Origin of the sequence: Paenarthrobacter sp. 22069, assembly GCF_052046035.1 — a bacterium.
Taxonomy (GTDB): Bacteria; Actinomycetota; Actinomycetes; order Actinomycetales; family Micrococcaceae; genus Arthrobacter.
Window position 1 is genome coordinate 1 of the sequence record NZ_JBQEQF010000014.1, and the last position, 12,330, is coordinate 12,330.

The 12,330-nt window shown below is 66.0% G+C and carries 14 protein-coding genes; 11 read left to right on the top strand and 3 right to left on the bottom strand.

Annotated elements, in window-relative coordinates:
- Positions 1-42 precede the first annotated feature (42 nt).
- Both ACTJK0_RS12660 and ACTJK0_RS12665 read left to right on the top strand, forming a co-directional pair.
- The gene (locus ACTJK0_RS12660) at positions 43-1,017 is read left to right on the top strand and encodes an IS481 family transposase (protein WP_440744822.1); all 975 of its coding nucleotides are present in this window, start codon (positions 43-45) and stop codon (positions 1,015-1,017) included.
- Positions 1,018-1,075: 58 nt separating this feature from the next.
- A complete protein-coding gene (locus ACTJK0_RS12665) occupies positions 1,076-1,546 on the top strand; it encodes a GyrI-like domain-containing protein (RefSeq protein WP_110542037.1) in 471 nt (156 codons plus the stop codon).
- A gap of 46 nt (positions 1,547-1,592) precedes the next feature.
- Here ACTJK0_RS12665 and ACTJK0_RS12670 read toward each other — a convergent pair whose 3' ends face one another.
- Positions 1,593-1,979, bottom strand: coding sequence for a hypothetical protein (locus tag ACTJK0_RS12670; protein ID WP_110540813.1), 387 nt, complete (start codon positions 1,977-1,979; stop codon positions 1,593-1,595).
- A 372-nt stretch (positions 1,980-2,351) separates the two neighbouring features.
- Here ACTJK0_RS12670 and ACTJK0_RS12675 point away from each other — a divergent pair, with 372 nt between their 5' ends.
- Positions 2,352-2,624 (top strand): YegP family protein, encoded by a 273-nt coding sequence (locus tag ACTJK0_RS12675; RefSeq protein ID WP_440745414.1) that lies wholly within the window; start codon positions 2,352-2,354, stop codon positions 2,622-2,624.
- A 53-nt stretch (positions 2,625-2,677) separates the two neighbouring features.
- Here ACTJK0_RS12675 and ACTJK0_RS12680 read toward each other — a convergent pair whose 3' ends face one another.
- Positions 2,678-4,135, bottom strand: coding sequence for a DUF5129 domain-containing protein (locus ACTJK0_RS12680; protein ID WP_440745415.1), 1,458 nt, complete (start codon positions 4,133-4,135; stop codon positions 2,678-2,680).
- A gap of 103 nt (positions 4,136-4,238) precedes the next feature.
- On the opposite strand from ACTJK0_RS12680, the gene ACTJK0_RS12685 reads away from it, so the two are divergent.
- The 6 genes from ACTJK0_RS12685 (at position 4,239) to ACTJK0_RS12710 (ending at position 8,892) form a co-directional block, all read left to right on the top strand.
- Positions 4,239-5,087: a universal stress protein gene (locus tag ACTJK0_RS12685; RefSeq protein WP_440745416.1), complete on the top strand. Its 849-nt coding sequence runs from the start codon at positions 4,239-4,241 to the stop codon at positions 5,085-5,087.
- 175 nt (positions 5,088-5,262) lie between these two features.
- Entirely contained in the window at positions 5,263-5,682 is a 420-nt protein-coding gene (locus tag ACTJK0_RS12690) for a hypothetical protein (RefSeq protein WP_440745417.1), read from the top strand.
- Positions 5,679-5,873: a hypothetical protein gene (locus tag ACTJK0_RS12695; protein ID WP_110540818.1), complete on the top strand. Its 195-nt coding sequence runs from the start codon at positions 5,679-5,681 to the stop codon at positions 5,871-5,873. Before ACTJK0_RS12690 ends, ACTJK0_RS12695 begins: the two co-directional genes overlap by 4 nt.
- A gap of 51 nt (positions 5,874-5,924) precedes the next feature.
- A complete protein-coding gene (locus tag ACTJK0_RS12700) occupies positions 5,925-6,791 on the top strand; it encodes an HNH endonuclease (protein ID WP_110540819.1) in 867 nt (288 codons plus the stop codon).
- A gap of 90 nt (positions 6,792-6,881) precedes the next feature.
- The gene (locus ACTJK0_RS12705) at positions 6,882-7,895 is read left to right on the top strand and encodes an alpha/beta hydrolase (RefSeq protein ID WP_440745418.1); all 1,014 of its coding nucleotides are present in this window, start codon (positions 6,882-6,884) and stop codon (positions 7,893-7,895) included.
- Between the two features lie 49 nt (positions 7,896-7,944).
- Positions 7,945-8,892, top strand: a complete 948-nt coding sequence (locus tag ACTJK0_RS12710; RefSeq protein ID WP_440745419.1) for an alpha/beta fold hydrolase — start codon at positions 7,945-7,947, stop codon at positions 8,890-8,892.
- On the opposite strand, the gene ACTJK0_RS12715 is transcribed toward ACTJK0_RS12710, so the two are convergent.
- The gene (locus ACTJK0_RS12715; protein WP_440745420.1) at positions 8,846-9,646 is read right to left on the bottom strand and encodes a glycosyltransferase family 2 protein; all 801 of its coding nucleotides are present in this window, start codon (positions 9,644-9,646) and stop codon (positions 8,846-8,848) included. The two genes, ACTJK0_RS12710 and ACTJK0_RS12715, sit on opposite strands and share 47 nt — an antisense overlap.
- Positions 9,647-9,852: 206 nt before the next feature.
- Between ACTJK0_RS12715 and ACTJK0_RS12720 the strand changes: the two genes are divergently transcribed.
- Together ACTJK0_RS12720 and ACTJK0_RS12725 are read left to right on the top strand one after the other, a co-directional pair.
- Complete coding sequence (locus ACTJK0_RS12720) at positions 9,853-10,875, top strand: LacI family DNA-binding transcriptional regulator (RefSeq protein ID WP_110540820.1); 1,023 nt, start codon at positions 9,853-9,855, stop codon at positions 10,873-10,875.
- 147 nt (positions 10,876-11,022) lie between these two features.
- Positions 11,023-12,318, top strand: a complete 1,296-nt coding sequence (locus tag ACTJK0_RS12725) for an extracellular solute-binding protein (protein ID WP_110540821.1) — start codon at positions 11,023-11,025, stop codon at positions 12,316-12,318.
- Positions 12,319-12,330: the final 12 nt, after the last annotated feature.

Consider the following 12,330-nt stretch of genomic DNA (forward strand, 5'->3'; position numbering starts at 1 on the left):
GGTTGGTGGTTACCACACACAGCCAACGACTAAGAGGTCCTCATGTCTCACCGTAATGCCCGTCTGACTCCGAATGGTAGGCGGATCCTCGTCGAGCGCGTCCTCGCCGGCCGTCCCGTCGCTCACGTGGCGAAGGAAATGGGCATCTCGCGGACTTGCGCGCACCGCTGGCTCAGCCGGTACCGTGCCCACGGCTGGGACGGCCTCGAGGACCGCAGCTCCCGACCAAGATCCTGCCCCCACGCCACCTCGGCGGAAGTCGTTGCCGATGTCCTGACCCAGCGCGTGGAGCACCGCGAAGGGCCAACGGACCTGGCTTTGCGCTGCCGCACGAGCGCCCGGACGGTCTCCCGGATTTTGGCCAGGGCGGGCATGCCCAGGTTGTGGGATCTGGACCCGGTGACCGGGGAACGGATCCGCGCGTCCCGGGCTACCGACCGCCGCTACGAACGAGACGCCCCAGGGGACATGATCCATATCGATGTCAAGAAACTTGGCCGGATCCCTGACGGCGGGGGGTGGCGGGCCGACCCTTCCCAGAGCGCGGCAAACCACCGCAAGTCGCATCAGAGGATGGGCTTTGACTACGTCCACGTCGCCGTGGACGACTACACCCGCTTCGCCTACGCCGAGGTCCTGCCCGACGAGAAAGGCCCGACCTGCGCCGGGTTCCTCACCCGGGCCGCCGCCGCCATGGCAGCGAACGGCGCACCCGTCCGGCGTGTCATGACCGACAACGCCTTCGCCTACCGGCTCTCCCGCGACTTCCAGGACGCCTTGGCTGCTTTGGGTGCCAAACATATCCTGATCAAACCCCGCCATCCCTGGCAGAACGGCAAAGCAGAACGCTTCAACCGCACCCTCCAGGAATGCTGGGCCTACCGCCAACCCTTCACATCCAACCAGGCCCGCACCGACGCGCTGCAGCCCTGGCTAAACTTCTACAACAACCACCGGCCGCACGGCAGCCTCGGAGGCAAACCACCCATCAGCAGGTGCAACCAACCTACTGGCTGAGTACACCTAGAGTCCTATGGCACTGTCACCCCGCCAGCGGAACGGCAAGGCTGGTGGCATGAATGACAATGGCCAGCAGCCGCACAGGGTGCACATCACTGAACAGACCGTGGCCGTGGTCCGCGAACGCGTTCCCATGGACTCACTGACAGGCTTCTTCGACCGGGCCTTCGGCGCCGTCATGGCCGCCGTCCAGACGCAGGGCGCCAGGCCGGCCGGACCGCCGTTCGCGCTTTACCATGGCATGCCGGGAGCGTCAGTGGATGTGGAAGCAGGTTTTCCCATCCAGGGAAACTTTCATGGAACCGGCGAGGTGGCCAGCGGGGTGCTTCCTGACACCGACGCCTTTGAAGCCATCCACACCGGGCCTTACGACCAGCTCGGGACCACGTACGACGCCATCAGGGAACACATGCAGGCCGAAGGCGCCACTCCTGGTAACGACATGTGGGAGTACTACCTCTCCGACCCGCTGAAGCAGCCGGATCCCGCTACGTGGCAGACGCGCGTGATCTGGCCGGTCGCCTAGGATCCCGTCACCCGGCAGGGACCACCCGACGACGTGGTGGTCTGGTTTACCAGGCCTTCCGCCGGCTGAACGTAAGATCCCAGGGATGCAGGCCCCGGCCTGTTTCGGACCAGCCATCCCGCGTAATGTCCTCGCACAGCTGGTGAAGGCTGGCCTGCATCCCCGGAGCCCAGGCTTCCTCCGGCGGTGTCGCGTTGAGCGGCGGACCGGGGAAGGTGTCGCTCACGTAGAGACGGCGGCCGTCGCCGGTCCTGCCCACGAACCGGAGCGGTGTCCGCCCGTACTGCGAGCCGAGGGTGTATAGGATCCGCGCCCACCACTTACGGGAGGCCGCATCCTCCAGCTCAACGCTCAGCCGTTCCTCCGGGTCTGTACTGCCCGGGCCAGCCCCGGGCTGGTCAGCAGAGCCGGATTGCGGGCGTTCGGTTGTCATGTCTTCCTCCGGGAAAATCGGTACGTTCCCAGCTCCGCAGTCTGCCAGGGGCAGGGGTGGATGCGACAGGGCCCTTTGTCCCGGCCTGCCGGAGGCTGCGGATCCGGGACCGTGGAGTTCATTGCCGCCAACAAGCAGAACTACGTTGCCGACCTGTCGCGCGTGGCCCGCTAGAATCTTTCGCGACGTGGATCAGGGACTTTGGTCCCTATGACCGGGCATGGTCCTTTGGGAGGGTTGTTGGGGCCGGAAGATGCACCGTGGCTGGGGTGTGCGTCCCCGGTTTTGCTAGGGCCGGAAGTCGGCCAGCCCGCCCCGGCGTCAATGACGACGCCGGACACGGCGGCAGGACGCTTGAGGAGAACAAGGCATATGGCAGGTACGTTCGAACTGTTTGTTGATGAAGATTCCCGGATCCGGTTCCGGATGGTGATGCCGGATGGGCACGTGCTGGCGGTTTCCGGCCAGTTCACCGACAAACGGGCGGCGGCCGCTGCCATAGAAGAGGTCCGGGAGTGTGCCGGGACCGGCCTGATCCGGGACGTCCAGCTGCCGGCGCCGGGAATTTTCCGCGCTTCCCCACACCAGGCCCGCCACGCTCCCCGGCGTGGGGTACGCGCGTTGGGCTCCCTGGGCGCCGCCTGAGCAGGCACCGGGCTTGGCCCCGCCTCCCCCGGGGCCAAAGGCTGCTTCTGGTGCTAGAAGCTCGAGGAACTTCCGGAACCCGAGAAGCTTCCGCCACTGGCGCCGTACCCTGTGGTGCTGCCGCCTCCCCTGGCGGAGTTGACGCTGCTGACCCCGGTATTGAAGCCGGAGTTGAAGGTGGCCACGGAGAAGAACGTGTAGGACGGGTACACCGTGCCAAGGATGCTCGGCTCGTAGGTTCGCTGCCTGTGGCGGTCCAGGCCGCCGTGGGCCGTCTCCATCTGCTCACGCATCATGGCGGCTTCGCGCTCGTTCCTGGCGAAGCCCTGGATCACCGTCTCGGCATGGTTTTCCAGCAGCTCCGAAAGCCGCGAGCGCGCTTCGTAAAGCCTGTCGAGCGCGGTCTCCGGGCTGATCCGCCCGTCCGCAAGTTCCGCCGTCCACCGTTCAACCTCCCGGAGGCTTTCATCACGGAAGGACCGCAGGGCGGTGGCCGTGGCCGAATCCCCCTGGCCGTGGCGCTTGGCCAGAAGCTGCTCCAGCCCTGCCAGGTCCTTGCGGAACGGCGCGAGCTGCCGGTCCCAGGCGGTGGGCCAGGTGCCGGCCCGGTTCAGCAGGGCATTGCTGTCGGCGATGACGTCATCCAGGGCATCCAGCTCGGCAGCGGCGTCTGCGAACTGCCGCGCAAGCTTGAGGCTCTTCCTGCTGCTCAGGGACCGTCTCCCCAGCGCGTGAACCCGGTTGGACAGCTCCGTGGCAGCGGCATACCGGCCCAGGAACGTGCGGTGCTTCTCCAGCACCTGGCTGCCGTACCGCGATGAACCGGGAATGGTGGACGCGTTCAGCTCTGTGACGTCCAGGTCCATGCTGACGTTGGAGTAACTCCGGTCCCCGCGTCCAATCTGCCTGCGGCATGCTGCCCTTGTCACGCCCCGCACGATCAGCCATGCCGCTGCCCCCAACGCCGCAAAACCACCGGTCACCCATGCTGTTACCAGGAACGGGGTTGAGCGGTACCAGGGCTGGTTGATGAGTTCCGCGGCACGGCGGATCCCGGCCACCGTGCCGTCCGTCCACTGCGCGTCACGGAACAGTTCCTTCGAGGCGTCCTGGATGTCGCTGCGCTGCTCCAGGGAGACTTTCCGGTCCTCGCCCATATACGTGCCCACGTGGCGTCCCACCGGGTCGAGCGCGAAAATGAACAACCCGTCAGCCCATTTCTGTCCGTCCGCGCTGATCCACTCGGGGTGCCGGGTCCGGGCGAACCGGAGGACCTCCTCATTGAGGTTGTCCTCGGCCTTTCCGTTGTACGTGTAGATCGCCACCCGGGTGGGCTCGTAGAACTGGATGCGTTCGACGGCGGGGAGCAGCGTATTCTGGTCAAGCACACCTGCCGTGTCCTCCACCACGACGGCTGAAGGAGCCACAGCGCTGGCGGCACCTCCGCTGCCCACCAGCCAGGCAGCAAAGGCAAGCAGCACCACCGCAATCCGTCCCACCACGCTGACCATGTCCCTCCCGTTGCCTAGAATCAGGATGGAACCATGTGGCGGGCCCGCCAAAGGGGCTAAGGTCCCGCTGCTGACAGCCGTTCCAGGCAGGAGCGCGGCAGGTTTGACGCAGGATCGACGTTGTGTCGTTGCCGGCTACGACGGCTCGGCTGAGGCCGCGGCAGCCGTCCGCTGGGCGGCGCGGCATGCAGCGGCCGCAAAGCGCCCCCTCCATGTAGTGCATTGTTCCCTGTGGCCGCTGCTGACAAGGCACCTTGGTCCGGTTCCGGGCGTCTCAGGCAGCGGGTTGGAGCAGTCCGCGCAGGCCGTCCTCGACGAGGGGGTGGCGCAGGCGGCAGCGGAAGTGCAGGGGGTTGAAATCAGGAGCAGCCTGGTTCACGGACTGCCCGCGCAGCTTCTCGTGGACATTTCTACCAATGAACACCTGCTCGTGGTGGGAAGCCGCGGCCTGGGCGGCTTCCTCGGCCTTCTGGTGGGCTCCGTGAGCTTGGAACTGGCGGCGGCTGCCGCGTGCCCCGTCGCCGTGATCCGGCAGGACCTCCACCCGGGGGGACCGGTCGTCGCCGCCGTCGACGCCGCGGGTTCCCCCTCGGCACTGGCGGATGCCTGTAGCCTTGCCGCTGCTTGGCAGGTGCCCCTGAAGGTGGTTCACGTCCATCACGAACCGCCCGGCTACTTCCGCCGTGCACGCGGACCCGGCCCCGATCCGGAGCAGGTCCTCAATGCCGCCCGGGCCCACGCAACTGCCATGGCACCGTCCGTTCACGTCCAGGGCACGCTGGTCCGGGACCATTCCGTCCCGCATGGCATCATCGAGGCTGCCGGCGGCGCCAGGATTGTGGTGGTGGGTTCCCAGGGCAGGGGGATCCTCAGGGAGACCATCGGTTCAACCGCCCACGCGGTCCTGCACCATGCCCGTGGACCGGTCCTCGTCTCGCGGCATGGCACGTGACCAGGGCCGGCTTCCTTAAGGGTGTCCTCCGCACCGCCAGCGGGACCTCCGCCTAGGCTGGGACCGTAACCCCTGTTCCCTCCCCCGGCCCGCTGGACGTCGTCGTCCATTCGGGGCCGGCGGACGGTGGGTCATCCTTGCCGGGCTGGGACCGCTGACCGTTCTCATCGCCGCGTTGCTGGCCTTCTACATCAACTGGCGCACGCTCAAGCAACGCACGGCAGCCGACAAGACCGCGCTGGACCAGAAACGCGAAGCGGACGCCAACGCCCTGCAGCAAAAGACTGAGGCGGACAGCCGGTCGGAGTGGTGGCGCCGGACCCAGTGGGCGTTGGACCGGGCGCTGGATCCGGATGAAGGGACAAAGGCGCTGGGGCTGGCCACCTTGGAGGTGCTGGCGCGGAGCGAACTGGCCCGAACGGAGGAGCTCGAGCTGTTCGACATCGCATGGAAGAGCGTCGGCGGCGACGAGAACGGCGACGATGCTGAAACCGAAATGGACCCCGGACAGGAGAGTGCGTTCGTGGACGACGGCGGGAAGTTGGGCGAGAATGGAACGACGGAGAACGACAGTACCAAGGAGGTTGGACCATGAGCGCAACGTCGCCCGACCACGGTTATGTCCATGCTCCCCGTAACGCCGCAGCCAAACCTGCCGGGAAGAAGACCACCCCTGCCGAGCACCGTGTCCAGGTCGCCGCGGCCAGGCTCCGCGTCACGCTGGATGAACGGTTGGGGCGCGAGACACCTGCCAGGACCAAGGCCCTGGCCAAGGAACCGATCTAGCCCCTTGCGTTGGCACGGGAGTCGACGCCGCGTGGCAGGATCCGGTGGGCAATGGCTGCAGTAATTCTCCGCTGCTCCGCCGACAGGCTGCTCCGTCGGAACTACCCGGGCCTCGTGGGCCGGTTGGCGGACTCCGGGAGGTTCCTGGACCGATGGCGCCTCGGGTTCTGCCCCGACCTCCAGCCCGGAACCGAGGCCTGGCTCCTGCTCCAGGGCACAAATGATGCAGGCAGCGGACTCATTGGCCACGGCTGGATTTCGTCCGCACCCTACCAGGCTGCCGCAGGGAGCGTCCCGGGTGCCACTGATTGGTTCGTGGCAGTGGTATTCGACGCCGTGCTCCCGCTCGGTGAGCAGATACGTCCCGGCACACTTGGCGCGGCCATCCCGGACGGCTGTTGGGCCGGGGCCGGCGGGCCGCCCCTGGTGACCGTGCCGCCGTCGTACGAACCCGTCCTGCGCAGGCTGTGGCGGGACTACGGGCCGGCAGCAGTGGATCCCGCCGAGGTGGCAGCCGGTACGTTGCCGCCGGAGGCCACCAGTGCTGTCCTGGTGAACCGGTGGGAACGGGACGGCGATGCCCGGCGGGCCTGCCTGGCCTTCCACGGCACATCCTGCGCCGCGTGCGGTTTTTCGTTCGAATCCGCCTACGGCGAGCTGGCCGCGGATGCCATCGCCATACATCACGTCGTCCCACCGGCCATGCTTGACAGCGGTTACCAGCTTGACCCGATAGCCGACCTCGTACCGCTCTGCCGGAACTGCCACGCGGTGGCGCACGGCACCAACCCGCCGCGGACCATTCCCGAACTCCGTGACATGATGTCGGGCGCCGGCCATATCAGGGGCAGGGTGGTCAGCGATGCGGACCTCAGGGCGCAGGAAGATGCGCGGCGGATCCTTGGCGGCCCGGCATAGGATCCAGGCGCCGGCGGTAAAATTGCAGGGATGTCGTTGGCCGCACGTTCCGCCGGGGCGTTGCCCTTTGCACGGAGAGCCCGAGGTGTAATGCGCCGCGTCCCTGTGTGGACGTGGCGGCTCGTGATGCGCTCGGTCAGCGCCAGCGAACAGGCGCGCTTCAATGCTGACCCCATCACCACCGTTTCCTACATGCATGACATCGACTATGTGGGCGACGGCCTCCGCTCCCACCGCCTCGACGTGCTTGCACCACTGGACGCGCCAGCCATATCGGACGGCGGGTCGGCCGTGGTTGGCGGGCCGCTTCCGGTCTACGTCTACTTCCACGGCGGGGGTTGGACGTCCGGGGACAAGGCAGCACTCACCAAGTACTGCGCCAACCAGGTGCTGGGCGGGATGGTGGTGGTCAATGTCAATTACCGGCACGCGCCCAGGTTCCACATGGGACACGTGCTTGGCGACGCCAACGCCGCACTGGCCTGGGTTGCCGCCAACATCGGGGAATATGGCGGGGATCCTGGCCGCCTGGTACTGGGAGGGGACTCGGCCGGCGGCCAGATCGCCGCCCTGCTGACGGCTGCCACCCTGCGCCCGGAATTGGCGGCGCACTACTCCCTTCAGCCGGCCGTTCCCGCGGTGTACCTGAAAGGGCTGGTGCAACACTGCAGTGCGGTTGATTTCTCGGTGTTCTTCCAGGCCGGGTTTGTCCTCAGCCTCAACTTCGTCCGCATGCTCGTGCCCGCCGCGGCTGCGGCAACCGGTCCGGCGGCAACAGACCTGTCCCCGGCACGCAGCAGCAGGGGGCCCTCGGCCCGCAGGACAGGTGCTGGCCTAAAGACGGCGGCAGGGTTCCTGTCCCCCATCGAATGGCTGGATGCGAGCCATCCCCCGGTGTTCGTCACCACCTCGGAACGGGATTACTTCTACCACGCGAACCTGAATTTCATCGAACGGCTTCGGCAGCACGGCGTCCCCGTGGATGCCCTGATCTACCCCTGGGACAGCGCCAACACCGAGCACACCTGGCAACAGGATTACCGCTATCCGGAATCCCAGGAAGTGTACCGGCGCCTGCACGCTTTTGTCCGGGACGTGGCCTGATACCGGCCGCTCCGGGTGCCCGGCCACCCGCCTGGACTATGTTGGGACCATGGCGGATCCGGACCAGAGGGAATACGGGGTAAGTCCCGAGGAATTCGGTTCCGCCCTCGTCGATGCCGCCGCATTGCTGGACGCCCAGCTGGGCGACGTCGACTGGTTCCTGCCGCCGGCAGGCGCGGCCCACCGCACCATCGACGTTCCCAGTGGCAAGCTCGCCGCCATGACGCTGGGCAACCCCGCGGATCCCGGCGTCGTCCTTGTCCCCGGTGCCACAGGTTCCAAAGAGGATTTTTCACTCATGATGCCCGACCTTGCCGACGCGGGCTACTTTGTGCTGAGCTACGACCTGGCAGGCCAGTACCAATCAGCGGCAGCGGGCCCGGAGAACCTGGTGCCGCCCCGAAAGCACTACGACTACCGGCTGTTCGTGGACGACTTCCTGGCAGTCCTGGAATCCACCACCGCCCCTGTCCACGTGGTGGGCTATTCCTTCGCAGGCATCATTGCCCAGCTGGCTTATGTGGAACGGCCCGACCTCTTCAGGTCCCTTACCTTGCTCAGCTGCCCGCCGGAGACGGGTCAGAGCTTCAGGGGGGTCAGCCGCATTGGCCGGTTCAGCACATGGGTGAACGGCAGGGCCGGGGCCGCCCTGCTGATCTGGGGGATCCGGAGCGGCAGGGTGGCCCACGTGCCGCCCGGACGGCAACGGTTTGTGGACCACCGGTTCCGGTTCACGCGGCGGGAATCGGTGCGGGACATCTACACGCTGATGCAGAATGTTCCTGATCCCCGGCAGCAACTGGCGGAGGCGCCCCTGCCAAAGTTTGTAGCGGTGGGCGAACACGACCTGTGGCCGCTTCAGCTGCACCGCCTGTTCGCCCAGGCCATCCGGGCCCGGATCGGGGTCTACAGGGGTGGCCACAGCCCCTGCGAAACCTCCCCGCACCAGTTCAGCCGCGACCTCCTGGCCCTCTGCGCCAAGGCTGAGGAGGGGTAACTGCCTGCCGACGCGGCTGCCGGCTGCGGGAACGTTCGCGCCGCCGGCGCAGGGGTGATTGGTACTGGAATTCGACGCGGAACGTGACGACCGACAGCACCAGCCGGCGCCGGAAAGCAGCCCAGCTGGTGAAGGGACGCGCGGATACGCCCACCTTCAGGGCGGGATCGTAAATCACGTCCATGCCAGGCCGGAGCCGGTAGGAAATATCCAGGTCGTCGTGGACCAGCGCGTTGTCCCGAACCACAACTGTCCTTATCCCGGCCCACACTTCCCGGCGGAGCGCGAAATTAGATCCATAGACGGGAGGATGCCCCAGCAGGAAACCAATCAGGCCGAAGTAACCGCCCTGCAGCAGGCACCGGCCGGCCAGCAGGGCCAGGGGGTTCCCACCGCGAAAGACCCCCGGCCCGGTCAGGGCGGTGAGGGGCGGGGCCGCAGCAAGGGTCCGCTCGATTCGCTCCAGCCAGTCGGCCGGCGGCCGGGAATCGGTGTCCAGCCGGGCGATGATTGCCCCGGCTGCTGCATCAAACCCGGCAGCCGCCGTGGCCGGGATGCCCGGCAGGTCCACCGGCATGCGGCGGACGCCCGCGTCTGCGCAGATTGCAGCAGTGTCGTCGGTGCTGGAGTTGTCCACCACGATGATTTCGTCAGCAGGCCTGGTCTGCGCGGCCAGCAGAGCCAGGCATGTCTTCAGCTGGCTGGCATCGTTGTGCGTCGGTATGACGACGGTGATCGGCGTGGCGGTATCCATAGCGGGCAGCCTACCGGCGCCGGCGTCAGGCAGGCACCGTTTCGGCGAGGTCCTTGACGTTGGGCAGGTCTTTCGGATCATCCGGCATGACCGGCCGCCTCCTCCCGCCTCAAAGAGGGCATAGTCCCCACCCTTGACACCTGCAAAACGTTTTGCATATAGTGATGCACACAACATACAAAACGTTTTGCAAAGGAATGCAGTCGATGGCGACCAAGGTGAACATCCGGGATGTAGCGAAAGCGGCCGGCGTCTCCGTAACCACGGTGTCGCATGCCCTCAGCGAAACCCACAGTTCACGGGTCAACGCACGCACCGTTGAGCACATCAAAGCGGTAGCCGGAGAACTCGGCTACGCCCCCAACAGGCTGGCCAGCGGACTGCGCAACCAGCGCTCCCAAATCCTCGGGCTGGTCAGCGATGAGATCACCACCACCCCTTTTGCGGGCGCCATGATCCAGGGTGCACAGGATGCAGCCTCCGAGCACGGACACCTGCTGATGGTGGTCAACTCCGGCCTGGACAACGAACTCGAACGCCAGGAAATCCGGGCCCTGCAGCAACACCAGGTGGATGGCGTCATCTACGCCCGGATGTTCCACCAGCTGGTATCCGTACCCGGGGAGCTCAACGGTCTGCCCACCGTCGTGTTGGATGCCGCTACGGACGATCCCCGGTTGTCCTCGGTGGTGCCGAACGAATTTGGCGCCGGCCAGTCTGCCGCAGAACTCCTGGTGACGGCAGGCCACCGCAGAATCGCCATGATCAATAACGAGGACGATATTCCCGCTGCCCACGAGCGCCTTGCAGGGTTCCGCGAAGGCCTGGTCCGCTCCGGGCTGGAACTGCCGGAAGTGAGCCTCGTGGCCGCGCATCCGAGCACGGCAGGCGGGCGGGAGGCCGCACTGCAGCTCTTGTCCCGCAAGCAACGGCCCACCGCGCTGTTCTGCTTCAGTGACCAGATGGCCATGGGCGCCTACCAGGCGGCCGGCCACCTGGGCCTCAACGTACCGCACGAAGTCTCAATTGTGGGGGTGGACAACCTCGAACTCATCGCGGATGCCCTCTGGCCAGGGCTGTCCACCGTGGCACTCCCGCACTACGAAATGGGCCGGTGGGCGGTCCTCAAACTCCTCAATGAACTTGAGGACCCGGGTGCCCTCCGTATTCAGGAAAAGATCGCTTGCCCACTCGTGGAGCGGGGATCTGTGGCTCCACCCCTGGAGTAAGCCACCCAATGACCGGGCCGGAGCCGTCGAAGCGGAGCTGACCCTCAGTAACACCCCCCCAAAAAACGGGAACGCAGCCGTTGCAGCGGCCGCGTTCCCTGCAGGACCCTCCATCAATCCCCGCTGTCCAAGCAGAAAGACTGACCCATGAACAAGAAGTTCACGAAGATCCTGGCGACCAGCATAGCTGCCGCCGCCCTCACCGCCAGCCTTGCCGGCTGCGGCAAGGGCAGTTCCTCGTCCACAACCGAAGGCCCCAAAGAGATCACCATGTGGACGCACGCCGCCGGAAACCCGGCGGAACTGGCCGCGACCCAGTCGATCGTGGACTCTTATAACAAAAGCAGCGGTGCGAAGGCACAGATCAAGGTGCAGGCTTTCCCGCAGGAGTCCTACAACGATTCCGTTGTTGGGGCCGCATCGGCCGGAAACCTCCCTTGCATTGTGGACATTGACGGTCCCAACGTCCCCAACTGGGCCTGGGCCGGCTACCTGAAGCCGCTCCAACTGACCGCGGACCTTTCCAAGAACCTCCCCAGCACGGTTGCCAAATGGCAGGGCGAGACCTACGCGGTTGGGTACGGCGACGTCGCTTTGTCCATGTTTGCCCGCAAATCCGATCTCGCTGCGGCGGGCGTCCGCGTGGCCACCATTGAAAAGCCATGGACGAAGGACGAGTTCCAGGATGCACTGACCAAACTCAAGGCGCTGGGTAAATGGGATTACCCATTGGATATGGGTACTGCCGGAACGGGCGAGTGGCTGCCCTATGCGTACTCGCCATTCCTGCAGTCCTTCGGCGGAGACCTGATCAACCGCAAGGATTATCAGTCGGCCGACGGAGCCCTGAATGGTGACAAGGCTGTCGAATGGGCCAAGTGGTTCCGTGGGCTGGCGGATCAGGGCTTCATGGCAACAAAGAGCGGGAAAGATTCCACCCAGGACTTCCTGAACAACAAGAGCGGCATCCTCTACACCGGTTCCTGGGCAGGGGACAAGACCCGGGAGGCCCTGGGAGATGATCTGGCGGTCATGCCCAGCGTGGACCTGGGCAACGGTCCCAAGATCGGCGGCGCCTCCTGGCAGTGGGGCGTCACCAGCGGCTGCAGCAATACCGATGCCGCGATGGACTACCTGTCCTATTCCCTCAAGCCGGAAAACGTGGCTTCCGTCATCAAGGCAACGGGAGGCATCCCCGCCACAAATGAAGCCGCCGCCCTGATTCCCGCGTTCGCCGAAGGTGGCCCAAACCGGGTCTTCATGGAATTCTCCCGCAACTACGCCGTAATGCGCCCGGAGACCCCCGCATACCCCTTCATCGCCACCGAATTCGGCAAGGCAACCCAGGACATCCTTGCAGGAGCGGACGCGAAGGGTGCACTGGACAAGGCAGCCAAAGCGATCGACGCCAACATCAAGTCCAACGGCGGCTACCAGAAATAGCCAGAGATCCTG

What these genes read in the sequence shown, in the direction of transcription:
- ACTJK0_RS12705 (WP_440745418.1), top strand. Translation starts at nt 6,882, where the DNA reads ATGCGCCGCGTCCCTGTGTGGACGTGGCGGCTCGTGATGCGCTCGGTC.
- ACTJK0_RS12725 (WP_110540821.1), top strand. Translation starts at nt 11,023, where the DNA reads ATGAACAAGAAGTTCACGAAGATCCTGGCGACCAGCATAGCTGCCGCC.
- ACTJK0_RS12660 (WP_440744822.1), top strand. Translation starts at nt 43, where the DNA reads ATGTCTCACCGTAATGCCCGTCTGACTCCGAATGGTAGGCGGATCCTC.
- ACTJK0_RS12665 (WP_110542037.1), top strand. Translation starts at nt 1,076, where the DNA reads ATGAATGACAATGGCCAGCAGCCGCACAGGGTGCACATCACTGAACAG.
- ACTJK0_RS12700 (WP_110540819.1), top strand. Translation starts at nt 5,925, where the DNA reads ATGGCTGCAGTAATTCTCCGCTGCTCCGCCGACAGGCTGCTCCGTCGG.
- ACTJK0_RS12710 (WP_440745419.1), top strand. Translation starts at nt 7,945, where the DNA reads ATGGCGGATCCGGACCAGAGGGAATACGGGGTAAGTCCCGAGGAATTC.
- ACTJK0_RS12680 (WP_440745415.1), bottom strand. Translation starts at nt 4,135, where the DNA reads ATGGTCAGCGTGGTGGGACGGATTGCGGTGGTGCTGCTTGCCTTTGCT.
- ACTJK0_RS12715 (WP_440745420.1), bottom strand. Translation starts at nt 9,646, where the DNA reads ATGGATACCGCCACGCCGATCACCGTCGTCATACCGACGCACAACGAT.
- ACTJK0_RS12670 (WP_110540813.1), bottom strand. Translation starts at nt 1,979, where the DNA reads ATGACAACCGAACGCCCGCAATCCGGCTCTGCTGACCAGCCCGGGGCT.
- ACTJK0_RS12720 (WP_110540820.1), top strand. Translation starts at nt 9,853, where the DNA reads ATGGCGACCAAGGTGAACATCCGGGATGTAGCGAAAGCGGCCGGCGTC.
- ACTJK0_RS12695 (WP_110540818.1), top strand. Translation starts at nt 5,679, where the DNA reads ATGAGCGCAACGTCGCCCGACCACGGTTATGTCCATGCTCCCCGTAAC.
- ACTJK0_RS12675 (WP_440745414.1), top strand. Translation starts at nt 2,352, where the DNA reads ATGGCAGGTACGTTCGAACTGTTTGTTGATGAAGATTCCCGGATCCGG.